Origin of the sequence: Rhodococcus sp. AB351 (assembly GCF_049538275.1) — a bacterium.
Classification (GTDB): domain Bacteria; phylum Actinomycetota; class Actinomycetes; order Mycobacteriales; family Mycobacteriaceae; genus Rhodococcus.
Window position 1 is genome coordinate 25,267 of sequence record NZ_JBMVFW010000011.1, and the last position, 23,004, is coordinate 48,270.

The 23,004-nt window shown below is 69.1% G+C and carries 23 protein-coding genes, 2 tRNA genes and 1 riboswitch; of the genes, 11 read left to right on the forward strand and 14 right to left on the reverse strand.

Going from position 1 to position 23,004, the window contains the following annotated elements; all coding sequences use genetic code 11:
* Positions 1 to 84: 84 nt before the first annotated feature.
* Complete coding sequence (locus ACPCXD_RS18555) at positions 85 to 720, reverse strand: TetR/AcrR family transcriptional regulator (protein ID WP_145691703.1); 636 nt, start codon at positions 718 to 720, stop codon at positions 85 to 87.
* A 217-nt stretch (positions 721 to 937) separates the two neighbouring features.
* Between ACPCXD_RS18555 and ACPCXD_RS18560 the strand changes: the two genes are divergently transcribed.
* Together ACPCXD_RS18560 and ACPCXD_RS18565 are read left to right on the forward strand one after the other, a co-directional pair.
* The gene (locus ACPCXD_RS18560; protein ID WP_060653287.1) at positions 938 to 1,378 is read left to right on the forward strand and encodes an NfeD family protein; all 441 of its coding nucleotides are present in this window, start codon (positions 938 to 940) and stop codon (positions 1,376 to 1,378) included.
* A 2-nt stretch (positions 1,379 to 1,380) separates the two neighbouring features.
* Positions 1,381 to 2,619, forward strand: coding sequence for an SPFH domain-containing protein (locus ACPCXD_RS18565; protein ID WP_160875078.1), 1,239 nt, complete (start codon positions 1,381 to 1,383; stop codon positions 2,617 to 2,619).
* A 52-nt stretch (positions 2,620 to 2,671) separates the two neighbouring features.
* On the opposite strand, the gene ACPCXD_RS18570 is transcribed toward ACPCXD_RS18565, so the two are convergent.
* Positions 2,672 to 3,709 (reverse strand): EamA family transporter, encoded by a 1,038-nt coding sequence (locus tag ACPCXD_RS18570; RefSeq protein WP_160875080.1) that lies wholly within the window; start codon positions 3,707 to 3,709, stop codon positions 2,672 to 2,674.
* A 142-nt stretch (positions 3,710 to 3,851) separates the two neighbouring features.
* A riboswitch (glycine riboswitch) is annotated at positions 3,852 to 3,941 on the reverse strand.
* Positions 3,942 to 4,073: 132 nt separating this feature from the next.
* On the opposite strand from ACPCXD_RS18570, the gene ACPCXD_RS18575 reads away from it, so the two are divergent.
* Positions 4,074 to 5,399 carry a DUF2254 domain-containing protein gene (locus tag ACPCXD_RS18575; protein ID WP_423660709.1) on the forward strand — a complete coding sequence of 442 codons (1,326 nt, stop codon included), beginning with the start codon at positions 4,074 to 4,076 and terminating at the stop codon, positions 5,397 to 5,399.
* Between the two features lie 78 nt (positions 5,400 to 5,477).
* A complete protein-coding gene (locus ACPCXD_RS18580; protein WP_006551530.1) occupies positions 5,478 to 5,687 on the forward strand; it encodes a hypervirulence associated TUDOR domain-containing protein in 210 nt (69 codons plus the stop codon).
* 16 nt (positions 5,688 to 5,703) lie between these two features.
* Here ACPCXD_RS18580 and ACPCXD_RS18585 read toward each other — a convergent pair whose 3' ends face one another.
* The 3 genes from ACPCXD_RS18585 to ACPCXD_RS18595 form a co-directional block, all read right to left on the reverse strand.
* On the reverse strand, positions 5,704 to 6,219 hold the full coding sequence (locus tag ACPCXD_RS18585) for a hypothetical protein (RefSeq protein WP_229568056.1): 516 nt from the start codon (positions 6,217 to 6,219) through the stop codon (positions 5,704 to 5,706).
* Complete coding sequence (locus ACPCXD_RS18590) at positions 6,216 to 6,797, reverse strand: SatD family protein (protein ID WP_160875084.1); 582 nt, start codon at positions 6,795 to 6,797, stop codon at positions 6,216 to 6,218. The genes ACPCXD_RS18585 and ACPCXD_RS18590 overlap by 4 nt, the downstream gene beginning before the upstream one ends.
* Positions 6,798 to 7,008: 211 nt before the next feature.
* Positions 7,009 to 7,707 (reverse strand): VTT domain-containing protein, encoded by a 699-nt coding sequence (locus tag ACPCXD_RS18595; RefSeq protein WP_160875086.1) that lies wholly within the window; start codon positions 7,705 to 7,707, stop codon positions 7,009 to 7,011.
* Positions 7,708 to 7,956: 249 nt separating this feature from the next.
* Between ACPCXD_RS18595 and mutA the strand changes: the two genes are divergently transcribed.
* From mutA to ACPCXD_RS18615, 4 genes are read left to right on the forward strand one after another with little or no spacing between them, the layout of a single operon-like run.
* The gene (mutA, locus tag ACPCXD_RS18600) at positions 7,957 to 9,822 is read left to right on the forward strand and encodes a methylmalonyl-CoA mutase small subunit (protein ID WP_423660712.1); all 1,866 of its coding nucleotides are present in this window, start codon (positions 7,957 to 7,959) and stop codon (positions 9,820 to 9,822) included.
* Entirely contained in the window at positions 9,823 to 12,069 is a 2,247-nt protein-coding gene (scpA, locus tag ACPCXD_RS18605; RefSeq protein ID WP_106199843.1) for a methylmalonyl-CoA mutase, read from the forward strand.
* Positions 12,070 to 12,076: 7 nt separating this feature from the next.
* Positions 12,077 to 13,126 carry a methylmalonyl Co-A mutase-associated GTPase MeaB gene (gene meaB / locus ACPCXD_RS18610; protein WP_088899304.1) on the forward strand — a complete coding sequence of 350 codons (1,050 nt, stop codon included), beginning with the start codon at positions 12,077 to 12,079 and terminating at the stop codon, positions 13,124 to 13,126.
* 4 nt (positions 13,127 to 13,130) lie between these two features.
* Positions 13,131 to 13,859 (forward strand): lysoplasmalogenase, encoded by a 729-nt coding sequence (locus tag ACPCXD_RS18615; protein ID WP_088899303.1) that lies wholly within the window; start codon positions 13,131 to 13,133, stop codon positions 13,857 to 13,859.
* On the opposite strand, the gene ACPCXD_RS18620 is transcribed toward ACPCXD_RS18615, so the two are convergent.
* The 7 genes from ACPCXD_RS18620 to ACPCXD_RS18650 all read right to left on the reverse strand — a co-directional run bounded on the left by ACPCXD_RS18620 (position 13,799) and on the right by ACPCXD_RS18650 (position 20,054).
* Positions 13,799 to 14,416 carry a hypothetical protein gene (locus ACPCXD_RS18620; RefSeq protein WP_088899302.1) on the reverse strand — a complete coding sequence of 206 codons (618 nt, stop codon included), beginning with the start codon at positions 14,414 to 14,416 and terminating at the stop codon, positions 13,799 to 13,801. The two genes, ACPCXD_RS18615 and ACPCXD_RS18620, sit on opposite strands and share 61 nt — an antisense overlap.
* Positions 14,417 to 14,485: 69 nt before the next feature.
* Complete coding sequence (locus ACPCXD_RS18625) at positions 14,486 to 15,064, reverse strand: hypothetical protein (RefSeq protein WP_016693110.1); 579 nt, start codon at positions 15,062 to 15,064, stop codon at positions 14,486 to 14,488.
* A gap of 19 nt (positions 15,065 to 15,083) precedes the next feature.
* Entirely contained in the window at positions 15,084 to 16,121 is a 1,038-nt protein-coding gene (locus tag ACPCXD_RS18630; RefSeq protein WP_423660716.1) for a sulfite exporter TauE/SafE family protein, read from the reverse strand.
* Between the two features lie 294 nt (positions 16,122 to 16,415).
* Positions 16,416 to 17,651, reverse strand: a complete 1,236-nt coding sequence (locus ACPCXD_RS18635) for a saccharopine dehydrogenase family protein (protein WP_423660718.1) — start codon at positions 17,649 to 17,651, stop codon at positions 16,416 to 16,418.
* 13 nt (positions 17,652 to 17,664) lie between these two features.
* Positions 17,665 to 18,045: a DUF2784 domain-containing protein gene (locus ACPCXD_RS18640; RefSeq protein WP_423660720.1), complete on the reverse strand. Its 381-nt coding sequence runs from the start codon at positions 18,043 to 18,045 to the stop codon at positions 17,665 to 17,667.
* A gap of 61 nt (positions 18,046 to 18,106) precedes the next feature.
* Positions 18,107 to 18,475: a universal stress protein gene (locus ACPCXD_RS18645; RefSeq protein ID WP_006551545.1), complete on the reverse strand. Its 369-nt coding sequence runs from the start codon at positions 18,473 to 18,475 to the stop codon at positions 18,107 to 18,109.
* A 109-nt stretch (positions 18,476 to 18,584) separates the two neighbouring features.
* Positions 18,585 to 20,054, reverse strand: coding sequence for an SDR family NAD(P)-dependent oxidoreductase (locus ACPCXD_RS18650; RefSeq protein ID WP_423660722.1), 1,470 nt, complete (start codon positions 20,052 to 20,054; stop codon positions 18,585 to 18,587).
* Between the two features lie 86 nt (positions 20,055 to 20,140).
* On the opposite strand from ACPCXD_RS18650, the gene ACPCXD_RS18655 reads away from it, so the two are divergent.
* A complete protein-coding gene (locus ACPCXD_RS18655) occupies positions 20,141 to 20,374 on the forward strand; it encodes a PLDc N-terminal domain-containing protein (protein WP_160875094.1) in 234 nt (77 codons plus the stop codon).
* A gap of 63 nt (positions 20,375 to 20,437) precedes the next feature.
* On the opposite strand, the gene ACPCXD_RS18660 is transcribed toward ACPCXD_RS18655, so the two are convergent.
* Together ACPCXD_RS18660 and ACPCXD_RS18665 are read right to left on the reverse strand one after the other, a co-directional pair.
* Positions 20,438 to 20,523 (reverse strand) — tRNA-Leu (locus tag ACPCXD_RS18660).
* Positions 20,524 to 20,806: 283 nt separating this feature from the next.
* Positions 20,807 to 20,892 (reverse strand) — tRNA-Leu (locus ACPCXD_RS18665).
* Between the two features lie 133 nt (positions 20,893 to 21,025).
* On the opposite strand from ACPCXD_RS18665, the gene ACPCXD_RS18670 reads away from it, so the two are divergent.
* Positions 21,026 to 22,378: a M20/M25/M40 family metallo-hydrolase gene (locus ACPCXD_RS18670; RefSeq protein ID WP_160875096.1), complete on the forward strand. Its 1,353-nt coding sequence runs from the start codon at positions 21,026 to 21,028 to the stop codon at positions 22,376 to 22,378.
* A gap of 29 nt (positions 22,379 to 22,407) precedes the next feature.
* Positions 22,408 to 22,950 (forward strand): YbhB/YbcL family Raf kinase inhibitor-like protein, encoded by a 543-nt coding sequence (locus ACPCXD_RS18675; protein ID WP_160875098.1) that lies wholly within the window; start codon positions 22,408 to 22,410, stop codon positions 22,948 to 22,950.
* Positions 22,951 to 23,004 lie beyond the last annotated feature (54 nt).

A 23,004-nucleotide genomic window follows, 5' to 3' on the forward strand; every position in this document is an offset into this window, starting at 1 on the left:
TCGATGTTTGCGCGACACGCTGTGCGGGAGTGACTTCCATTGCCGGACTCCTCGGGTTCGATGGCTGGGGAACGGATGCGGACATCAGCTGTCGGTGGAGGGCGTCGAGGGCACGATCAGGAAGGACAGCATCGTCCGGGCCACCCGTCGTACCCCGTCGTCGGTCGCGGTGGCGCTGCCCAGATCGGGTGCGAGCCACACGCTCGCGAAGAATCGCGAGACGATCTCCGCGGCGGTGGCCGTGTCGAAGGTGATCCCCGCCCGTTGTGCGGTGAGGTCGAGTTCGTGGCGGACCGACGTGAGCAGCGCGGCGGTGATCTGTGGATCGTGCAGGAGGGGGAGGGCGGCTCCGTCGTCGACGAATCGTCGTGCGACCGGGTGGTGGCGAACGGTGCGGACCGCTTCGACGATCCATTCGACCGCGCGCTCGTACGGGTCCTCGATGTCGTCGATGGCCGCGTGGAACCGCGTGACGAGTTGATCGAGCTCCCACGCGAACGCGCGACCGAGCAGTTCCTCCTTGGTGTCGAACCGCCGGAAGACCGTGGCGCGTCCGACGCCGGCCTCTGCCGCGACGTCGGCCACGGTCGTCCGCTCGAGGCCGTGATGGCTCAGGCAGCGGATGGTGGCCGCAAGAATTGCGGTGTCGGTCGGATCGGCGCCGGCGCTCTGGCCGATCAACGCTCCCACGAGGAGCGAACGCACGGGGGTGATACCCATAGTTCGGGGACGGTATCACCGATCTCACATCGGCAAAAGGATGTGTTTCGACCAACATCACTTATGGAGCCGGGGCGGGAGTCCGGTCGGGACGGAAGAACGAAAAATGCAGAATCCGCGGCCTGAGATCTTCCCTGCGAGAAGCAGCATCGAAGACAAGGAGCCGAAACCGTTTCCTCCACCAGGGCATCTGCCAGGATGTCCGATTTGTGGTTCGATGGTGATCGTGGCCGCATTGATTTGGTTGATCGCCGGGGTGGCGTTGGCGGCCGGCGAAGCGCTCACGGGCGATTTCGCGCTGCTCATGCTCGGCGGTGCAGCGCTCGTCACCGGCGGTGTCTCCGCGGTGACCGATCTGCCCGTCTGGATCGACGCGGTGATCTTCGCCGTGACCTCGCTGGTTCTGCTGCTCGGTGTCCGGCCCATGCTGAGGCGGCGGTACTCCCAGCCGCCGGCTCTGCCCACCGGGATCGACGCTCTCCCAGGCAAGCACGCGCTGGTCCTCGAGCAGGTGGGGGAGCATTCCGGGCGCGTGAAGATCGACGGTGAGGTGTGGACCGCCAGGCCGCTGGACGCCACCGAGGTGTACGAGCCGGGAACGACAGTGACAGTGATGCAGATAGACGGCGCGACAGCCGTCGTATGGAGGGGTGTCTGAGAATGGAAGCTCTGATCGTGCTCGCCGTAGTGGTGGCACTGGTCGTGGTGGTCGTGGCCAAATCGGTATCGCTGGTACCGCAAGCGGAGGCCGCGGTCATCGAACGTCTCGGCCGGTACTACCGGACGGCGTCGGGTCAGCTCACCTTCCTGGTGCCCTTCGTCGACCGCATCCGCGCGAAGGTCGATCTGCGCGAACGTGTCGTCTCGTTCCCGCCGCAGCCCGTCATCACCCAGGACAACCTGACGCTGAGCATCGACACGGTCGTGTACTTCCAGGTGACGAACCCGCAGGCGGCCGTCTACGAGATCAGCAACTACATCGCCGCGGTCGAGCAGCTCACCGTCACCACACTCCGCAACGTCGTCGGCGGAATGACCCTCGAGGAGACGCTCACCTCGCGCGACTCCATCAACGGCCAGCTCCGCGGTGTGCTCGACGAAGCGACCGGCCGATGGGGCCTGCGTGTCGCCCGGGTCGAACTCAAGAGCATCGATCCGCCGCCGTCGATCCAGGAATCGATGGAGAAGCAGATGAAGGCCGACCGCGAGAAGCGCGCGATGATCCTCACGGCCGAGGGTCACCGCGAATCCGCGATCAAGACCGCCGAGGGCGACAAGCAGTCGCGCATCCTCTCCGCAGAGGGGGCGAAGCAGGCCGCGATCCTCGAAGCCGAGGCCGATCGGCAGTCGCGGATCCTGCGCGCGCAGGGTGATCGCGCGGCGCGCTACCTCGAAGCCCAGGGCGAGGCCAAGTCCATCGAGAAGGTGTTCGCCGCGATCAAGGCCGGCAAGCCCACTCCGGAGCTGCTCGCCTACCAGTACCTGCAGACCCTGCCTCAGATGGCCCAGGGCGATGCGAACAAGATGTGGGTGGTGCCGAGCGACTTCGGCAAGGCGCTCGAAGGATTCGCGCGGACGCTCGGTGCACCCGGCGAGGACGGCGTCTTCCGCTTCGAACCGAGTCCTGTCGACGAGGAACTGCAACGGCCCGAGGACGACAGTGACGAGGTCGAGGATTGGTTCGCGACCAAGCGCGACCCCGAGGTGGCCCAGGCCGTTGCCGAAGCCGAGGCGGTCGCGCGCAAGCCGGTCGATCCCGCGGTCCGTACGGGTCTCGCCACGGCGGGGACGCAGGGTGCCGGTGAAGGACAGTCGGCGTTGCCCGCAACGCCGCCGGCGCAGCGCTGGATGACGAACGACGCATCCGAGCAACCGGTCGAGCCGCCGCAACAGCAGTAACGGAAACCGATTCGAGTGGGAGGGCGCGTCCGTCGGCGCGCCCTCCCACTCGTCATCGGCGGCCGAGCATCGGCAGTGTCATCGCCACCATGATGAGACCGGCGCCCGCGGCGGCGAGCACGGTCACGGACTCTCCGAAGGCGACCATGCCGATCATCAGCGCGACCACGACTTCGAGGTAGGACAGGCCCGACAGTTCCGCGGCGCGGAGGTGCTTGCCCGCAACGACGAGCAGCCCCAGCGCGAACAGACCGCAGACGACGAAGAACCCACCGGCCCACAACCAGTGCGTCGCGGTCATCCCCGACATGTCGGGTCGGGTCACCGCGACCATCCCCCCTGCCGCGACGGCACCGAAGACGAAGTTCCACAGGGACCGGACGTCGGACGGCATGTCGGTGCGATAGCGGTAGCACAGCAGGGCCCCGCCGTAGAAGACTCCCGAGGCAGCGCCCAGCACGGTACCCAGCGTCTCGTGCTCGCCCCCGGACGACTCACCGCCCACCAGGCCGGCGGCGAGCAACATCCCGGCGAACGCCGTGCCGATCGACAGGGCGTCGAGGCGACCGACCCTCTCCTTCAGGAACACCCGGGCGAGGGCCGTCGCAACGACGGGGCCGAGGTAATGGAGAACCACGGCACGGGACAGGTCGGTCAACACCGTGGCGGACAGATAGGTCGCGAGGGACAGTCCGAGAAGCACACCGCCACCGACGACCGACCAGGACAGGCGGGTCCGGCGCAACTGTCCGAGGCGGCGGGACAGCGCGATCAGGACGAGCATGCCGAGCGCTCCGACCGCCATCCGCCCGAGCGTCAGTGCCTCACCGAGCACCGCGCCTTCGGGAGTGGCCTTGCGGCCGAACAATCCTGCGGCGCCCATCGCGGTCGCGGACAGCACGATCGCGGCGATCCCGAGTCGCCGGTTCGTACGCGGCGGCGACTTCGGGGCGGGGGAGGGAAGGAGAACAGGGCCACGCGACTCGGTCGGTGCAATATCGGCGCGCTGCTCGAGCAGCGCATCATCGGCGCGCAGGGGCGCGGACAGCGAATTATCGGCGCGCGAAGGCGCGCCCAGGGAAACGGTCACACGTCTACCTCGGGTCCAGGGTGCACGACACGAGCACCAGCGGGTGTTGTCGTTCCCCGCTCTGTCATCGGACCTGAGAGCTTTCGCGGACGGAGCCGCTTACACCTTCGGTGAACCCGGAAGAGTTGCTTTCCAGAGGAGCCTCGCCGTGGCGGTCTGGGGGCCTGAGAGATTCCCGGGGAGGTTGCTCCTTCGGCGCCCGCTGTGTGCGGGACTCTCCCGCCACGGTTCGGTGGCTGTTCAGTTGTCCGTCGAGTATCTCATGGACTCGTCGTGACCGCGCCGCAGGGGACATCCGGTGCGCGTGCCCCCAGTTCGTTGCGAGTGCCCGCGGTGCGGAGACCGGATGGTTAGCTTGGTCGACATGAGTGCTCTGCCGAGATCGTGGATGCAGTTGCGGATCGCCGCGGGCGTATACCGATTCCGGGAGAGCCTGTTCGCGCTGCCCGCGCTGGTCGTCGTCGCCGGAGCCGTGCTGGCGGAGGTGAGTGGCTACATCGATCGGGCCTTCGGCCCCTTTCCGTGGGGCATGAAGATGAACAGCAACGCCGCGATCTGGCTACTGAGCACCGTGGCGGGTGCCACGATCACCACCGCCGGTGTCGTCTTCTCGTTGACCGTCGTGAGCCTGCAGTTGGCGAGCAGCCAGTTCTCGCCGCGGGTGATGCGGTCCTTCATCCGGGATCGGGCCAGCCAGACGGTGATCGGGATGCTGGTGGCGACCTTCGTCTACTGCGTGCTGACGCTGCGCCACATCGGCGCGGACGACGCCGCACCCGCCCCGACGCTGTCGACCACCCTCGCGGTGGTCCTCGCGGTGTCGACCGTGGTGCTCATCATCGCCTATCTCAACCGGCTGGCCCATGGTCTGCAGGTCGGGGAGGTGGTGCGCAGCATCGCCTCGGAGGCCGAGAAGGTCATCGCGAACACGAGCCGGAGTGCGCAACGCGAGATCCGCGTCGACCGGGTGCCGGAGCCGGATTTCACCGAGGGGGCGACGGTGCACGCCCCGCGCGACGGTTGGGTGACCCAGGCGCCGGCCGAGCTCGCTCTCGCCGTGGCACCGCCGGGTTCGGTCGTGCGGATGGAGACGCGTCCCGGCGCGTACATCCACTGCGGGGAACCGCTGCTGCGGATCCATCCGAAGCCGGAACGGGCGGTGATCCTGCGGCGGCTCGAGGCGGCCGTGGAGATCTCGAATACGCGCACCATGCAACAGGACGTGGACTTCGCGCTGCGGCAACTCGTCGACATCGCGCTGCGCGCGCTGAGCCAGGCGATCAACGACCCGACGACCGCCACCGAGGTAGTGCTCCGACTCGGCAGTCTGCTGCGCACCTTGCTGGTCACCGGCAGTCCGGTGCCGGCGATCGAGGGTGCGGACGGCCGGATCCTGCTGCGTCCGTGGATCCTGTCGCCCGACGAGTACATCGAGCACGCCTTCGAACAGATCCGGCAGGCCGGTTCGGCGCAGCTGCACGTGGCCACGGCGCTCGCCCGGGTGCTGCGCATGCTCATCGATCATCTCTCCGAGCAGGGGCGCACCGAGCCGGTACCGGCCTTGCAACACCAGTTGCGTCTGCTCGTCGACGCGGTGATGGCCCGGCCCGAGTTCCGTCCGGAGGACCTCGAACGTTTCCGCGCCGTCGCCGAGGGGTCCGCGGATCCCGCAGAGCATCGGACGGACTGATCGGCCCGAGGTGTAGGACCGATGGGAGACGGCTATCCGACTGTCAACAGGAAGCGGGCCGATCGGGAGGACGACGACATGGCGACCCACTTCTCCGTCGGTGACCACGTCCGATGGAACTCCGAAGCCGGATACGTCGAGGGTGTGATCATCGCGAAGCACACGGAGGACGTGGAGTTCAAGGGACGCACGCGGCGGTGCAGCGAGGACGAGCCGCAGTACGAGATCCGGAGCGACAAGACCGATCACGTCGCGATGCACAAGGGGAGTGCGCTGAAGAAGACCTGACGGTGAAGATCCCCGCTCAGGTGATCAGCGCCTGCCCGACGCCGCACACCGCGACCGCCCACAGCACCGAGGTGGATGTACCGATGATGAACTGTTCGGAAGCGTTCGGTTCGCGCAGTTCGGGATAACGGGCGAGACCCTTCACCGCCATGATGACGGCGATCCCTTCGGGCCATCCGGCGAGGATCGAGGCGGTGACCGCTCCGCGTTCGAGCACGCCGATGACGCGTCCGCCGCGGAGCGGGCCCGGGGGAGGGGTGGGCTCGGGACCGGCGTCGGGTTGCCGGCGCGCGATGCGGAACGCCACGAGGACCGCGGGTCCGCCCCCGGTGATCGCCGCCGTGGCGGTGAGGATCAGCGTGGCCGCGAGCGCGACTCCCTGAACCGGTGTGGTCGCGGTGGCGGCGAGGGCTGCACCGGCGAGACCCGCGATGCTCAACGAGGCGGCCGGCCACACCGGCATGCTCGGGCGTAGCGCGAGTGCGGGTGCGAGAGCGGCCACGGCCAGGCACACCAGTGAGAGGACGGTCAACGGTCGGCCCTTTCCAGGAGTCGGCGCACGAGTTCGCGTCCGGCCAGTTCGGCCTGCCAGCCGGCGGTGGCGAGGCGCTGGGACACCGCTTGTTTGCTGATGCCGAGACGCTCGGCGATCCGCGCCTGCGACAGGCCCTGACGAGCGAAGTCGACGGCCTCGTGCCCCTGGTCTGTGCGGCGCAGGACGACGGTGGCGAGCAGGGTGAGCGCGGCGTCGACGTCGGCGGTGACCTCGGTGTCGTCGCCTTCGGCCGCGACCTGCCCAGGGGCGTTCTTGGCGCGTTCGACGGCGGTGCGGGCGTGTTCGAAGGCGGGTCCGCGGCCGGCGCGTGTCTGTTCGGGGAGCGGGGTCTCCACCGGGCCGATTCCCACCCCGATACTCCAGCGTTCCCTCCGGAGGAGGTCGAGGACGAGATCGACGACGAGGGCGGGATTGTCCGCGACGGCCTGGACCTCGTCGCCCGCGGTGCGATCGAAGGGCCGTACCAGCGGAACGTCCTGCAGTTCGGTGAGGAGGTTTGCCACGCGGTCGATGTCTCGGCGGCTGCGCCGCTGGTCGACCGTCAAGACGAACATGTGTCAAGTGTGAGGGCTTGATTCCGGATAATCAATACCTGAAGCTTGACGAATCGGTGCCGCGTAGTGATGCGTACAGGCTATCGGGCCGGCTCGTTCCCCGTCAGCTCATGATGTGCTGCTCGACGCGCTGAACCGCGGTCCCGGGCACGAGACCGGTGGAGATGATGACCCCGGCCGTGCTCGCCGTCCGTGGCCCGATCCTGGCCGACTATCTCGCCGCCGGGTCCTGATCCGGATCGACGACGGCGTCGAGCGCCGAACCGGCGGGCTCGGGGAGCCGGGCCTCGAGCAGCAGTCCGGCGAGACCGAGCGCGATGCACACCCCGGTGATCACCATCAGCCGCGGATCGGTCTGCCCGGTCAGGGCATCGCCGAGGAGCACGACCGCCACGGTGCCCGGCAGGATGCCCACCACCGTCGCGAGTGTGTAGGGGACGAGACGGACCGCCGAGACCGCGCAGCAACAGTTCACGACGAAGAACGGGGCGGCAGCGATCAACCGCAGGGAGCCCACCGCGAGCCATCCGCGGCGTGCCAGCCGCAGATCGATCGCTTTCGCCGCCGGGTGTGTGAGACGCGATTCCACGGCCTTGCGTCCGACGGCCCGCACGAGCAGGAACGCGAGGACGGCGCTGACCGTGGAGGCGGCGACCGTCACGCCGATGCCGACGGCACTGCCGAACAGCACGCCGGCGCTGAGGGTGAACACCGTGCGCGGAATCGGGGCGATCGTGACCAGGGCGTGGACGGCGAAGAACGCCAGGACCAGTGCCGGGCCGTGCACCGATTCGGACCACTCCCGGATCTGGGCGATCGTCGGATGCGGCACCACGAGAGCTACGACGACGAGCGCCGCCACCAGGCCCAGGATGCCGAGCGCTCTGCGGTCTGCGGCAAGCCTCGTCACGAGCGTCCACACTACCGGCCGGGCGGTCTCTGCTCCCCGCGAGCAGAGTGGTGAAGGCGGCACGATACCGTTCCGGTCGAGGACGTCGTTATCGAGCGCTAGAAAAACTGTGGTGATCCCCACAACGACCGCGCGGTGTGTGGGGATAGCATCACACCGAAGGCAACCTACCCTTTTCGGGGTTGTCCACCTCCGGCCGACAACGCCGTCCGTACAAAGCCTGCAAACCCGCAGTAGGAGGAATCGCCCGTGTCATTAGCTGCAGAAGCCGAGGATGCCGCGCGCGCGTATGCGCAGTGGCAGGACGCGGTGGCGGGGGTGCTGGCCAAGTCCCGACGCGTCGACCCGGCCGAACTCGGACCCGAGCCGCAGCGTCTGCTCGAGACCACGACCTACGACGACGTCACCGTCGCGCCGCTGTACGGCGTGCTCGACGAGCGCGACGAAGCGCCGCTGCCCGGTGAGTTCCCGTTCGTCCGCGGCGGCTCGTCCACGCGCGACGTCAACACCGGCTGGCTCGTCGACGTCCGCTTCACCGGCACCGACGCGGCCTCGGTCAACGAGCGCATCCTCGACGCCCTGAACAACGGCGTCAGCTCGGTGTGGCTCGGTCTCGGCGCCGGCGCGGTCCCCGTGGACGCGCTCGACACTGCGCTGAGCGGTGTGCTCCTCGACCTCGCGCCGGTCCGTCTCGACGCCGGTGCCGACGCGGTCGCAGCGACCACCGCCGTGTACGCCGTGCTCGACAACCGCACCGACATCGAGGACCGCACCGCCGTGCGCATCTTCCTCGGTGCAGCGCCGCTCACCAGCGCGTTCTCCGAGCGTCCCGACGTGCCCCTCGCCGAGGCCGTCGAGCTGGCCCGGGCCGCCGCCGACCGCACCGAAGCGGTGCGTGCCCTCACCGTGGACGGCACCGCCTTCCACAACGCCGGTTCGTCCGACGCCGAGGAACTCGGCGCCGCGATCGCTGCCGGCCTCGACTACGTGCGAGCACTCGTCGACGCCGGGGTTCCCGTCGCGGCCGCGCTCGGCCAGCTCGAGTTCCGTCTCGCCGCGACCGACGACCAGTTCCAGACCATCGCCAAGTTCCGCGCGGGTCGTCAGGTGTGGGCGCGCGTCGCCCAGGTCGCCGGTGCCCCCGAGGCCGGCAACGCACCGCAGCACGCCGTGACCTCCGCGGCGATGATGGCCCAGCGCGATCCGTGGGTGAACATGCTGCGCACGACCCTCGCCGCCTTCGGTGCGGGTGTCGGTGGCGCCGACGCCGTCACGGTCCTGCCGTTCGACTCCGCGCTGCCGGCCGGTGTGCTCGAGGTGTCCGAGGCGTTCTCCGCCCGGATCGCCCGCAACACCCAGCTGCTGCTGCTCGAGGAGTCCAACCTCGGTCGTGTCCTCGATCCCGCCGCCGGTTCCTGGTACGTCGAGGAACTGACCGCGCAGATCGCGGAGAAGGCGTGGGGCTTCTTCCAGGAGATCGAGGCGGCCGGTGGCTACCGCGCCGCTCTCGAGTCGGGGCTGATCGCCGAGCGTGTCGCGCAGACGCGTGCCCGCCGCGAGTCCGACATCGCGCACCGCAAGTTCCCGGTGACCGGTGTCAACGAGTTCCCGAACCTGGCCGAGAAGCCGCTGCCGGTCGGTGTCGCCGAGGCCGGCGCGTCCGCCGCGCGGTACGCCGCGCCGTTCGAGGCCCTGCGCGACCGCTCCGACACCTACCTGGCCTCGCACGGTGCCCGGCCGAGGGTGCTGCTCGCCCCGCTCGGACCGATCGCCGAGCACAACGTGCGTGCGACCTTCGCGGCGAACTTGCTCGCCGCCGGTGGCATCGAAGCGGTCAATCCCGGACCGCTCGATATCGACGCCGACCTGTCGTCCCTGGTGGGCGACACCGGAACGTCCGTCGCCGTGCTGTGCGGCACCGACACCCGCTACGGCGAGCAGGCCGGTACGGCCACCGCTGCGCTGCGTGCGGCGGGGATCACGACGGTGCTGCTGGCCGGACCGGAGAAGGCCGTGAAGGACGCACAGGGCGACGATCGTCCGGACGGCTTCCTCACCGCGCGCATCGACGCCGTCGCCGCCCTCACCGACCTGCTGAACACTCTGGGAGCGTAAGTGAGCATCGAACACGAAATCGGCAGCTTCGCCGACGTCCCGTTGACGGACCCGGCAGCGCCGGCGCCCACTGCTCCCACCGCGGAGCAGGCCGCCGCGCTCGTCGAGTCCGTCGCCGAGGCGAACAACTACAGCACCGAGGACGTCGTGTGGTCGACGCCCGAGGGCATCGACGTCAAGCCGGTCTACACCAAGGCCGACCGCGACGCCGTCGTCGCCGAGGGCTATCCGCTCGGCAGCTACCCGGGTATCGCCCCGTTCGTGCGCGGGCCGTACCCGACGATGTACGTGAACCAGCCGTGGACCATCCGCCAGTACGCCGGCTTCTCCACCGCCGCCGAGTCCAACGCCTTCTACCGGCGCAACCTCGCCGCCGGTCAGAAGGGTCTGTCGGTGGCCTTCGACCTGGCCACGCACCGCGGCTACGACTCCGATCACCCGCGCGTGCAGGGTGACGTCGGTATGGCCGGTGTCGCGATCGACTCGATCCTCGACATGCGTCAGCTGTTCGACGGCATCGATCTGTCGCAGGTGTCGGTGTCGATGACCATGAACGGCGCGGTGCTGCCGATCCTGGCGCTGTACGTCGTGGCGGCGGAGGAACAGGGCGTCAAGCCCGAGCAGCTGGCCGGAACCATTCAGAACGACATTCTGAAGGAGTTCATGGTCCGCAACACCTACATCTATCCGCCGAAGCCGTCGATGCGGATCATCTCCGACATCTTCGCCTACACCTCGGCGAAGATGCCGCGCTTCAACTCGATCTCGATCTCCGGCTACCACATCCAGGAAGCCGGCGCGACGGCCGACCTCGAGCTCGCCTACACCCTCGCGGACGGCATGGAGTACATCCGCGCCGGACTCGACGCGGGCATGGACGTCGACAAGTTCGCGCCGCGCCTGTCGTTCTTCTGGGCGATCGGCATGAACTTCTTCATGGAGGTCGCGAAGCTGCGCGCAGGTCGCCTGCTGTGGAGCGAGCTCGTCGAGAAGTTCGGGGCGAAGAACCCGAAGTCGAAGTCGCTGCGTACCCACTCGCAGACCTCCGGCTGGTCGCTCACCGCGCAGGACGTCTTCAACAACGTCGCCCGCACCTGCGTCGAGGCGATGGCCGCGACCCAGGGCCACACCCAGTCGCTGCACACCAACGCGCTCGACGAGGCGCTGGCGCTGCCCACCGACTTCTCGGCGCGCATCGCCCGCAACACCCAGCTGCTGCTGCAGCAGGAGTCGGGCACCACGCGGCCCATCGACCCGTGGGGCGGCTCGCACTACGTCGAGTGGCTCACCCACGAGCTCGCCAACAAGGCCCGCGCCCACATCGCCGAGGTCGAGGCGGCCGGCGGTATGGCACAGGCGATCTCGGAGGGCATCCCGAAGCTGCGCATCGAGGAGGCGGCCGCCCGCACCCAGGCGCGCATCGACTCGGGTCGCCAGCCGGTCATCGGTGTCAACAAGTACCAGGTGACCGAGGACCACGAGATCGAGGTCCTCAAGGTCGAGAACTCGCGTGTGCGGGCCGAGCAGCTGGCCAAGCTCGAACAGCTGCGCGCCGACCGCGACGAGGAGGCCACCCGCGCCGCCCTCGACGCGCTCACCCGCGCCGCCGGTGCGCAGAGCCAGGGTCTCGACAACAACCTGCTCGCGCTGGCCATCGACGCGGCCCGCGCGAAGGCCACCGTCGGTGAGATCTCGGACGCCCTGGAGAAGGTCTACGGCCGTCACCAGGCGGAGATCCGTACGATCAGCGGCGTGTACCGCGACGAGGCCGGCAAGGCCACCAACATCACCGCCGCGACCGAGCTGGTCGAGAAGTTCGCCGAGGAGGAGGGCCGTCGCCCCCGCATCCTCGTCGCGAAGATGGGCCAGGACGGTCACGACCGAGGCCAGAAGGTGATCGCCACGGCCTTCGCCGACCTCGGATTCGACGTCGACGTGGGACCGCTGTTCCAGACCCCCGAAGAGGTCGCCCAGCAGGCGGCCGACAACGACGTGCACGTCATCGGCGTGTCGTCGTTGGCCGCGGGTCACCTGACGTTGGTCCCTGCCCTCAAGCAGGCACTGGCCGAGGTGGGCCGCGAGGACATCATGATCGTCGTCGGTGGTGTCATCCCGCCGGGTGACTTCGACGAGCTCTACGCGGCGGGTGCGGCGGCGATCTTCCCGCCCGGCACCGTGATCGCGGATGCGGCGACCGGTCTGCTGACCAAGCTCGCCGCGCAGCTCGGCCACCACCTCGGAGGCTGACGTCGGCATGAGCGACACCTCGGCCGGCGCCGCGCAGACCCGCCGACGGCAGATCGACGTCGACGCCCTCGCCGAGGCCGTGCTCGCCAACGAGCGGGCCGGCCTCGCGCGGGCGATCACGCTGATCGAGTCGACCCGCGACGACCATCGGGAGCGGGCGCAGCAGTTGCTGCTGCGCCTGCTCCCGAAGGCGGGCAACGCGATTCGTGTCGGTATCACGGGTGTGCCCGGTGTCGGCAAATCGACCTTCATCGATGCGCTCGGCATGTATCTGCTCGAGCAGGGGCATCGGGTCGCGGTGCTGGCCGTCGACCCGTCGTCGACCCGCACGGGTGGTTCGATCCTCGGCGACAAGACGCGGATGGCGCGTCTCGCGGTGCAGCGGGACGCCTACATCCGCCCGTCGCCCTCGGCCGGCACGCTCGGTGGGGTCGCGAAGGCCACCCGCGAGACGATGGTGCTGCTCGAGGCCGCCGGTTTCGACGTGATCCTCGTCGAGACCGTCGGTGTCGGGCAGTCCGAGGTGACCGTGGCGAACATGGTCGACACCTTCTGCTTCCTGACCCTGGCCCGCACCGGCGACCAGTTGCAGGGCATCAAGAAGGGCGTGCTCGAACTCGCCGACCTGGTGGCCGTCAACAAGGCCGACGGGGAGTTCGAACGCGACGCGCGGGTCGCCGCCCGCGAACTCGCCGGCGCGATGCGCATGGTGCATCCGCACGACGCGATCTGGAAGCCGCCGGTGATCACCATGAGCGGCATGACCGGCAACGGTCTGGACACCTTCTGGGACACCGTGCTCGAGCACAAGAAGGTGCTCACCGAGGCGGGCATGTTCGAGGAGAACCGGCGCCGTCAGCAGGTGGACTGGACGTGGACGATGGTGCACGACCAGCTGTTGCGTCGTCTCGAGACCTCCCCGCGCGTGCGGGCGATCCGCAAGGATGTCGAGGCCGGGGTGCGCGACGGTTCGCTGACCGCCGCGCTCGCCGCGCAACGCCTGCTCGACGCCTTCGACGGGGTGAACGACCCCGGAACGTCCGGCGAGGACTCCTGATCCCATGAGCCGCCGCACGATCGCCGCCACCGTTCTCGGTGCGTTCGCGATCGTCGCGGCGGCTCATCTCGTCTTCCAGGTTCTCGCGCCGGATTCGGCGTTCACCGACGTCTCGCAGTGGTTCCTCATGCCGCTGCTCGCGCTCGGACTCGTCCTCGTCACGTCCGCACCGCGCGACCGGCTGGTCGTGGGCACGCTTGTGGCGCTGGGGTTCTCGTGGCTGGGGGACACCGCGCCCGATCTCGTCGAGGGGGATGCCTCGTTCCTGGTGCTGGTGGGCTTCTTCCTGTGCGCCCAGCTCACCTACATCGTCGCGTTCCGGCCGTACCGGCGGTCGAGCGTGGTGCGGACCCGCCCGTGGGTGGTCGGTCTCTACGCCCTCGCGGTGATCGCCATGGTCGCCGTGTGCGCTTCGGCGGCAGGGATTCTCGTGGTCCCGATGGCGGTCTACGCGTCGTGTCTGGCGGCGATGGCGGTGCTCGCCACCGGTCTGAACCGGACGGCGGCGGTCGGCGCGATGCTCTTCGTCGTCTCCGATGCGCTCATCGCCGCGCGTGCCTTCGTCGACGCGGATCTGCCTGCCGTGGGGTTGTGGATCATGGCCACCTACATCGCGGCCCAGGCCCTGATCGTGCGCGGTGTGCTCACCGCGCACGATCGGCGCGGACGGGCCTACAGGTCGAGCAGTTCCTTGGCGACGGTCACCGATGTCGGGGCGTCGAGCGACGGGTAGTCGCCCCACTGCCCGCCGGTGATGGACACCTCCACGTCGGGCAGCTGGATCTGGGTGACCGAGACGGCGGCGACCGAGACGGCCTCTCCCATGGTGTAGGCGACGCCGCCGGCGGCCTCGATGTCGGGGTCGGGAAGCAATTCGAGACCGCCGGTTTCGAGGTCGCTCGCCGACGGGACGTTTCCGGATCCGGGTGCCAGGACGATCTCCACCGACCGGATCTCGTCGAGGTTCGTCGCGGTGTCCGGGGTCTCCCACGCGCAGTAGACGCTGTACTCGTCCACGCCGCTCGACGAACGCAGGCTCAGGCCTTCGATGTAGGGGGCGACGGCGGGCGCGACATCGTCGCACGATTCGAAGCGGGCGAGGATGTCGCTGCCGAGGCCGGTCGGTTCGCCGACGGTGTCGGCGTCGAAGGTGGTGTCGACGGCTGCGGAGTCGGCGTCCGAGGCGGTGTCGGAGGAGGCGTCGTCGCCGGAGGAACACGCTCCGAGGAGCAGAGCGCCGGCGAGGGTCGCGGATGCGACCGCGTATCGGGTCAGATTCACACGGCGCATCGTAGCGTCCGTACGAGTTGTATGTGATCTTGGTTCCGCCCGGGCGGTCGAGGGCCGCGACACCGTGCGTTACAGCCCGAGAAGCTGCTTGGCGACCGCCACGCCGCCCGCCGGATCGAGGACCATCGCGGCATCGCGGCCGCCGACGGTGATCGACACGGAGGCCTGGGGGAGTTCGACGCCGGTCGCGGTGAAGGCGGTGCCGGCCATGTTGATCGGCATGCTGTGCGCGAATCCGCCGGCCGCTTCGATGGCGGGATCGGGAAGCACCACCAGGCCGGTCTTCGCCGCGGTGGCGGGTGTGACGGTCTCGGGTTCGACGACGACCTCGACGGAACGGAGTCCGGAGGGCGGCTCGCCGGCTCCGGCCTCCCACACGCAGTTCACGCGCTGGGTGCTCACGATGCCGCCGGGAGCGGGCGTCAGCCCGTCGATGTAGCGCTCGAGGGTCGCGCCGATGGCCTCGCAGCTGGGGAAGCTCTGTGCGATCTTCACCAGATACGGCGATTCGGCGGAGGTGGACGTCGGGGAATTGATGTCGGCTGCGTTGCGGATGCCGACCGTGGAATCGTCCGAGGAACAGGCCGTCAGAGCGGCGCCGGCGGTGAGGAAGACGAAGGCACCAGTATGTATTCGCTTTTGTCGCACGCGGGCATAATAGCGATTATCAAGCGCCGTCGGAGGAGCGTGGTGACGGGGTGGAATTCAGGCGAGTCTCGTTGTGTCCGGGCACCTCCCGAGGCTCCGGACGGGCCCCGGCGAGGGGCGTCGCGTCGGCGCCTTCGAGCAGTGCCACCGGCGTCGGCTGCGCCAGCGGTTCGAGCGAACCGCTCTTCTCCGCGGCGGTGAGGCGCGAACGCTTCCAGGACACGATCAGCAGCGTGAGCCAGGCAGCGACGATGGCGAGGTAGAGCACCGCCAGCGCCGCGCCGGAGAGGTCGGCAGTCTTGGCGAGCTTGTGCGCGTTGGTCAGCACGATGACACCGCCGACACCGGTACCGAGCAGCGTCGCGGGGACCCGGCTGACCAGCCACGCCGCGACCGGCGCCGCGAGAGCACCGCCGAGGGCGAGACCGGCGACGATCACCAGATTGCCGAGCGAGTCGTGCCCGAGCCCGAACAGGAAACCGATGCTCGCCGCGACCGCGACGAGGAACTCCGAGGCGCTCACCGATCCGATCACGGTGCGCGGCGCCGTCTTTCCGCGGGAGAGCAGAGTGCTGGTGGTGATCGGTCCCCATCCGCCACCGCCGCTCGCATCGATGAACCCACCGAAGAATCCGAGCGGGGACAGGAATTTCGCGGTGTGCGGGGAGGTGCGGGCATGCGCGACCGCAGGAGGCCGCACCGAGAAGCGCAACGCGACGTACACGCCGATGGCCAGCAGGATCCCGGCGGTCACCGGTTCGGCGGCCTCGGTCGACAGCCCCGACAGCACGGTCGCGCCGAGGAAGGCGCCGATGGCACCGGGCACGCCGAGCCGCAGCACGACCTTCCAGTCGATATTGCGGAAACGCCAGTGCGAAGCACCCGAGACGAGGGTGGTTCCCACCTCGGCGAGGTGCACCGCGGCGCTCGCGTGCGCCGGACCGACACCGCTGAACAGCAGCAGGGTGGTCGCGGTGACACCGAAGGCCATGCCGAGTGCGCCGTCGACGAGCTGTGCGCCGACACCGACGAGCGTGAAGATGAGCAGATTGAACATGCGTTGGCTCCGAAAGCTGGAAGAACCCGAAAAGCTGGACGAGCGCCGAAGCGCTCAGCAACACTCCCGGGTGCAACACAGACAATCGAAGCAGGCACCGCGACGGGTCGGCCAGAACGGCATGAGCGCGAGACGAGCGGCCGGAGCCATCTCGGTACTCGTCGCAGCCATGGTCACGTCCTCAGGTCTCGTTCCGCGCGCGAATCGTTCGGTCCGGTCGAGCATAGCCCGTTCCCGCGGCGGAGCCACACTCGGCGGGCCCGGCGCGCCCCGGTCGGCGCGCCGGACGCGAGGTCATCCGAGGCGGCGCGCGGAGATCTCGAAACCGGCCGCGCGGAGCCGTTCGGTCAGCACGTCCCCGAAGGCCACCGCGGGGGTGAGGACGCCGCCGCCGGCGTGCAGGGCCGCGCCGCCGAGGGCGAGCGAGAGGGCGGACTCGCCCAGCATCACGGCCGTGGCCTTGTAACCCGGGTCGCCCTGCGCGGAGAACCGTGCGGTGTAACGGGCACCCGACTCGGTCGAGGCGTACAGATCCACCGTGAAGTAACCGTTCTCGCGGGTCTTCTCCGACGGTCCCTCACCGGGCGCGGGCAGGAGCTTGTCGAGGACAAACCGGGTGGGCGGGAACGACAGGCCGGCGGCAAGGGCGCCCGTCCCGAGTCCGACGAGCCCGGCAAGGACGGGGGACAGCGGCGAGGAGCCGACACTCATCACCTCCCGGTAGCGGAACCGGCGTCCGTAGGCCCAGTCGCGCAGCGCGTTGCTGCGTCGAACGATGCGGGTGTTGTAGGAGGCCATCACGAACGGAGCGAGCCGGCCTGAGATCTCCGGGGCGACCGACTTGCCGTCGACGAACGCGAAGTCGTTCTGCCGACCGAGGTCGGGTTCCCGAGCCGGATCGGGGGACAGCGAGTACGGGCGCGCGGCGATCTTCCGTGCGGCGGCATCCTTGCGGATCGCGTCGAGCTGTTGCCGGAGCGAATCGATGGTTCCGCCGCTCACCCCGCCGCGGAAGGAGCCGAGCACGAACGTCGTGTCGGTGAGCGGCAGGTTGCCGTCGGCCTCCGCGGCGCGGTAGAGCGCATGGACGCCGAGGTCGGACGGGACGGAGTCGAAACCGCACGAGTGGACGATGCGGGCGCCGGTGCGCCGGGCCACGTCGTCGAAGCGGTCGATGCTCTCGCGGTGGAAGAGCACCTCGCCGGTGAGGTCGACGTAGTCGGTGCCGGCCTCGGCGCACGCCTGCACGAGCGGCAGCCCGTACGTGGCGTAGGGACCGACGGTCGTGATCACCACGCGGGTGGACTCGGCGAGCGCGGTCAGCGAGGCGGGATCGTCGGCGTTCGCCTCGATCAGCCGCCAGTCGGTTCCGAGGTCGGCGGCGAGCTTCTCGAGTTTGGTGCGTGAACGTCCTGCGAGTCCGACGGCGACGCCGTCGGGGAGGTTCTCGGCGAGATAGGCGGCGGTGAGGCGCCCGACGAAGCCGGTGGCGCCGTAGACGACGATGTCGAGATCCCGGGAGACAGTCATGCCCCCACCCTACTCAGGAGTAAGTCTTCGGGGCGACCTTCGTCACACGGATCCGGTGCCACAGCACCACCCACGAGATCAGCACGGCGAGCGCGGCGAGGGCGCGGACCGAACCGAGCGCGGACTCCGGGTAGATCACCCCGGTGAGGTAGTGATCGATGAACCCGCTCGGCGGCAGACCTTCCTGGCCGGCCTCGCGGCGGGCCCAGTTCTCCACCGCGGTCAGCGGGCAGTCGAACCCCACGGCCACCGAGGCCGCTCCCCACACCACTGCGACGACGTGCGCGACGATCGTGCGGGGCCACCGCCACGCGAGGAAACCACCGAACGCGACGTAGAGCACGAACAGCAGATGCACGAAGGCCGTGAGGTCGGCGATCACTCGGAACGCCATGTGCCCAGGGTAGAACGAACGGCCGCGGAACGAACGCGGTTATCGGAGGGCGGGCGGCGCCTCAGCCGGCCTTGATGACGAGCACCGGCACCGACGACTCGGTGATCAGCCGCTGCACCGCCCGCTCGACGAGGAACTTGCCGGTCGCGGTGCGCCCGCGGCTGCCGATGACCACGCGTTCGGCGCCGCTGCGCGCAAGCAGTTCGACGGTCGTGCCGACCGGATCGCCGTCGTGGACGGCCGAGAGCAACTCCCAGCCGTCGGTACCGGCCACCTCGCTCACCTGTGCCCGCACGCCTTCCACCTCGTCGGGTTCGTCGAGCGGGTGGAGCACCACCAGCGACTGCTGCCGGTCGGCGGCCTCCCGCACCGCGGCCTGCAGAGCGATCCGGCCTTCGGGGGTATCGGCGTGAACGACAGCGACAGTCATGACTCTCCTCGTGCGGGCCTGCGGGGACGTCCTCCATTATCGCCGCGGCCCCGAGGCCGGGCCACGATCGACGGTGTGGAACCGGTCTCCCCGAATTTCGGGGTCCGGATCACCAGGGTGCCGGGCGGAAGTCCTTGAGGAAGCATCCGTACAGGTCCGTACCGGTCTCGCCCTGGACGATCGGGTCGTAGACGCGGGCAGCGCCGTCCACGAGATCGAGCGGCGCGTGGAAGCCTTCCTCGGCCAGCCGCATCTTGGTGTGGTGCGGCCGCTCGTCGGTGATCCACCCGGTGTCGACGGCGGTCATGAGAATGCCGTCGGTGAGCATCTCCTCGGCGCTGGTGCGGGTGAGCATGTTCAGCGCGGCCTTGGCCATGTTGGTGTGCGGATGCCCGGCGCCCTTGTAGCGGCGACCCGCGAACTGCCCTTCCATCGCCGAGACGTTCACGACGTACTTGCGGCGTGCCGGGGATGCGGCGAGCGCCGGACGCAGACGGTTGACGAGGATGAACGGCGCCACCGAGTTGCACAGCTGCACCTCGAGCAGTTCCAGCGGCTCGACCTCGCCGACGGTCTGCACCCAGCTGTTGGTGTGCACGAGATCCGGCAGCAATCCGCCGGCGTCGACGGCGACGCCGGCCGCTACCCGCTCGGGTGTCGCCGAGCCGGCCACCAGTGCCAGCGAGGTCAGCGAGTGCGCCGACAACTCGGCCGGCAGCGACCCGGCCAGGGCGGCCGGGTGGGCGTCCGAGGGCTTGCCGAAGGTCAGGACCTCGGGGCGAGGGCCGGCGGGCAGCGGATCGGCCTCCGCCTCGGCGAGCGCCGAGTAGGCACCGGGGGAGCGGCGCACCGTCTGCGCGGCATTGTTGATGAGGATGTCCAACGGACCCTGCGCGGCCACATCGTCGGCGAGGGCGACCACCTGGGCGGGATCACGCAGGTCGATGCCGACGATGCGCAGCCGGTGCAGCCAGTCGCCGCTGTCCTCCATCGCGGTGAAGCGGCGGATCGCGTCGTTGGGGAACCGGGTGGTGACGGTGGTGTGCGCGCCGTCGCGCAGCAACCGCAACGCGATGTACATGCCGATCTTGGCGCGCCCGCCGGTCAGCAGGGCGCGACGACCCCGCAGATCGGTGCGCGCGTCGCGCTTGGCGTGGTTCTCCTCGGCGCAGGTCGGGCACAACTGGTGATAGAAGGCGTCGACGCGGGTGTACTTGTCCTTGCAGATGTAGCAGTGCCGCGGACGCAGCAGCGTTCCCGCGCTCGCACCGCGCGTCGCCGACGCGAGCGGGAGTCCGGCGGTCTCGTCGTCGATGCGGGTGGGGGAGGCGGTGGCGGTCGCGGACAGCACCTGACGGTCGGTGTCGACGCGTTGCTTGCGGGCCTCGTTGCGGCGCAACCGCTTGAACTTCTTGAACATGTGCCCCACGGCCCGCTGCACGGTGATCGCGTCGGGATGCTCGGCGTCGAGACCCGCCGCCTGGTCGAGCACCCGCAGGCAGGTGGCCAGATCGTCGGGGTCGATGCGGGTGAAGCCGTCGGTGGCGGGCTCGGCGGTGGTGTCGCTGTGGGGGTTCATCTGCCTTTTTCCGTGTGCTGCTGTATGCCCGATCGTATCGGGCAGGATGATCGTGTCCGAATTCCCGTGCAGGTACCGGAGGAACGATGAGCCCGAGCTCCCCCTTGTCCAAGAAGAAGTTCGCCGAACTGAGCCGCCCCCAGCAGGCGCTGGTGGTCCTCCTCGCGGTGGTGCAGTTGTCGCTCGCCATCACGGCCTGGGTCGATCTGGCGAGGCGACCGGCCGACAAGATCAACGGCAGCAAACTGCGCTGGGCGCTGACCATCGCGGTGAACTTCTTCGGTCCGATCCGGTACTTCCGCAAGGGCCGCCGGGACTGAGCGGACCCCGGACGAACCGAAGGCCCCGAACCGATATCGGTTCGGGGCCTTCGGGTTTCGGAGTGTCCGAGGGGGGACTTGAACCCCCACGTCCGTTAATAGGACACTAGCACCTCAAGCTAGCGCGTCTGCCATTCCGCCACTCGGACCGACGCCCACGCGGGGCATGTCGGTAGAACCCGCTCCCGCGGGCGCTGAAGAAACAGTAGCGCATGGGGCGCCCGATCCCCAAAACGGCACTTCAGGCGCGCCCGCGGTACTCGACGAGCCGGACCTCGTATGGATCCGCGCGCTGATTCGTCAGCCGCTACGGCAACCGCCGCCGCGGCTGACGAAAGCGGTAGCGGCTGTCGCCCGTTCGATCGTTTCCCGACAACGACGAAGGCCCCGAACATGATGTTCGGGGCCTTCGTCGTCTGTCTCGACTCAGAGTGTCCGAGGGGGGACTTGAACCCCCACGTCCGTTAATAGGACACTAGCACCTCAAGCTAGCGCGTCTGCCATTCCGCCACTCGGACCTGATGCTCGCGCCCGCTCGTCGTGGGCGCTGTGAAAGAGTAACCCACCGCGCCCACGGTCCCAAATCGCCACCTCCACCTGCGGTGATCCGAACTGTCGAGATGGTGGACGGGCGGTGGTAGACATACGGCCATGGCCAATGACATGAGCGCCCACCAGCCGTCCCGGGCGGAGGAGGAGGTCGTCGACCTCGTCTCCCGCCTCATCCGGTTCGACACCTCCAACACCGGCGAACCCACCACCACCCGCGGCGAACGCGAGTGCGCCGAATGGGTGGCCTCCGTGCTCGAGGAGGTCGGCTACGAGACCACCTACGTCGAATCCGGAGCGCCGGGCCGCGGCAACGTCTTCGCGCGGCTTCCCGGCTCCGACCCGAGCCGCGGTGCCCTCATGCTCCACGGCCACCTCGACGTCGTGCCGGCCGAAGCCGCGGACTGGAGTGTGCACCCGTTCTCCGGGGCCGTCGAGAACGGTTACGTGTGGGGACGCGGCGCGGTCGACATGAAGGACATGGTCGGGATGATGATCGCCGTCGCCCGCTACTTCAAGGTCGAGAACATCGTGCCCCCGCGCGATCTGGTGTTCGCGTTCGTCGCCGACGAGGAGGCCGGAGGCAAGTTCGGTTCGCAGTGGCTGGTCGAGCACCGGCCCGAGCTGTTCGAGGGCGTCACCGAGGCCGTGGGGGAGGTCGGCGGGTTCTCCCTGACCGTGCCGCGCCCCGACGGCACCGAACGTCGCCTGTACATGGTCGAGACGGCCGAGAAGGGCATGCGCTGGATGCGCCTGACCGCAACGGGTGTCGCCGGGCACGGCTCGTTCCTCCACGAGGACAACGCCGTCACCGTCCTCTCCCGCGCGGTGGCCCGGCTCGGATCACACACCTTCCCGCTGGTCGTCAACGATTCCGTCGCCGAGTTCCTCTCCGTCGTGAGCGAGGAGACCGGCCTGGACTTCGATCCGGCCTCGCCGGATCTCGAGGGGGCGCTCGCCAAGCTCGGGTCGATCGCCCGCATCGTGGGCGCGACCCTGCGCGACACCGCGAACCCCACGATGCTCGACGCCGGGTACAAGGCCAACGTCATCCCGCGCACCGCGCACGCCGTCGTCGACTGCCGCATCCTGCCGGGCCGGCTCGCCGAGTTCGAACGCACCGTCGACGAGTTGATCGGCCCCAACGTCACCAGGGAGTGGATCACCGGGCTCGAGCCGTACGAGACCACCTTCGACGGCGACCTCGTCGACGCGATGAACGCGGCGATCCTCGCGCACGACCCGATCGGCCGGACGGTGCCGTACATGCTCTCGGCCGGCACCGACGCCAAGGCGTTCGCCAAGCTCGGTATCCGCTGCTTCGGTTTCGCGCCGCTGCAGTTGCCGCCCGATCTGGACTTCGCGGCGCTGTTCCACGGTGTCGACGAGCGTGTCCCCGTCGAGGCACTGCGCTTCGGCACCCGGGTCATGGAACACTTCCTCATGCACGCCTAGAACACACGAAACGTCACGAAAGGACCGGAATGGCTTTCGATTACGACCCGTACAAGTTCCTGCCCGAGCTGCCCACCTTCGAGGTGACCAGCGCGGACTTCGCCGAGGGCGAGGAATGGAAACTCCCGCAGGCCAGCGGTGCGTTCGGAATCCCCGGGGGCGGCGACGTCTCCCCGCAGCTGTCCTGGTCGGGTTTCCCCTCCGAGACGAAGAGCTTCGTCGTCACGGTGTTCGATCCGGACGCCCCCACGGCGTCGGGTTTCTGGCACTGGGCCGTCGCGAACATCCCCGCCTCGGTCACAGAACTGCCGACGGGTGCGGGTAGCGCCGACTCGGACGCTCTTCCGGAGCAGGCCGTCACGCTGCGCCACGACGGCGGAGCCCACGGGTTCATCGGTGCCGCTCCGCCGGCCGGCCACGGCCACCATCGCTACATCGTCGCGGTGCACGCACTCGACGTCGAGGTGCTCGAGGGTGTCACGCCCGAGTCGAGCCCGGCCTTCCTCGGCTTCAACGTCTTCGGGCACGCCATCGCCCGCGGTCTGCTGACCGGCACCTACGAGGTGCGCTGACAGGTCGTGACGGACGGGGCCCGGGTCGAGTACGACCCGGGCCCCGTCCGTTGC

Bases quoted from the DNA above. Each gene is read 5' to 3' on its own strand.
- ACPCXD_RS18560 (WP_060653287.1), top strand. From the start codon at position 938: ATGGTGATCGTGGCCGCATTGATTTGGTTGATCGCCGGGGTGGCGTTG.
- ACPCXD_RS18630 (WP_423660716.1), bottom strand. From the start codon at position 16,121: ATGTTCAATCTGCTCATCTTCACGCTCGTCGGTGTCGGCGCACAGCTC.
- ACPCXD_RS18590 (WP_160875084.1), bottom strand. From the start codon at position 6,797: ATGTTCGTCTTGACGGTCGACCAGCGGCGCAGCCGCCGAGACATCGAC.
- ACPCXD_RS18580 (WP_006551530.1), top strand. From the start codon at position 5,478: ATGGCGACCCACTTCTCCGTCGGTGACCACGTCCGATGGAACTCCGAA.
- ACPCXD_RS18645 (WP_006551545.1), bottom strand. From the start codon at position 18,475: ATGACTGTCGCTGTCGTTCACGCCGATACCCCCGAAGGCCGGATCGCT.
- ACPCXD_RS18675 (WP_160875098.1), top strand. From the start codon at position 22,408: ATGGCTTTCGATTACGACCCGTACAAGTTCCTGCCCGAGCTGCCCACC.
- ACPCXD_RS18620 (WP_088899302.1), bottom strand. From the start codon at position 14,416: ATGCGCCGTGTGAATCTGACCCGATACGCGGTCGCATCCGCGACCCTC.
- ACPCXD_RS18555 (WP_145691703.1), bottom strand. From the start codon at position 720: ATGGGTATCACCCCCGTGCGTTCGCTCCTCGTGGGAGCGTTGATCGGC.
- ACPCXD_RS18650 (WP_423660722.1), bottom strand. From the start codon at position 20,054: ATGAACCCCCACAGCGACACCACCGCCGAGCCCGCCACCGACGGCTTC.
- meaB (WP_088899304.1), top strand. From the start codon at position 12,077: ATGAGCGACACCTCGGCCGGCGCCGCGCAGACCCGCCGACGGCAGATC.
- ACPCXD_RS18575 (WP_423660709.1), top strand. From the start codon at position 4,074: ATGAGTGCTCTGCCGAGATCGTGGATGCAGTTGCGGATCGCCGCGGGC.
- ACPCXD_RS18615 (WP_088899303.1), top strand. From the start codon at position 13,131: ATGAGCCGCCGCACGATCGCCGCCACCGTTCTCGGTGCGTTCGCGATC.
- ACPCXD_RS18640 (WP_423660720.1), bottom strand. From the start codon at position 18,045: ATGGCGTTCCGAGTGATCGCCGACCTCACGGCCTTCGTGCATCTGCTG.
- ACPCXD_RS18655 (WP_160875094.1), top strand. From the start codon at position 20,141: ATGAGCCCGAGCTCCCCCTTGTCCAAGAAGAAGTTCGCCGAACTGAGC.
- ACPCXD_RS18670 (WP_160875096.1), top strand. From the start codon at position 21,026: ATGGCCAATGACATGAGCGCCCACCAGCCGTCCCGGGCGGAGGAGGAG.
- ACPCXD_RS18635 (WP_423660718.1), bottom strand. From the start codon at position 17,651: ATGACTGTCTCCCGGGATCTCGACATCGTCGTCTACGGCGCCACCGGC.
- ACPCXD_RS18565 (WP_160875078.1), top strand. From the start codon at position 1,381: ATGGAAGCTCTGATCGTGCTCGCCGTAGTGGTGGCACTGGTCGTGGTG.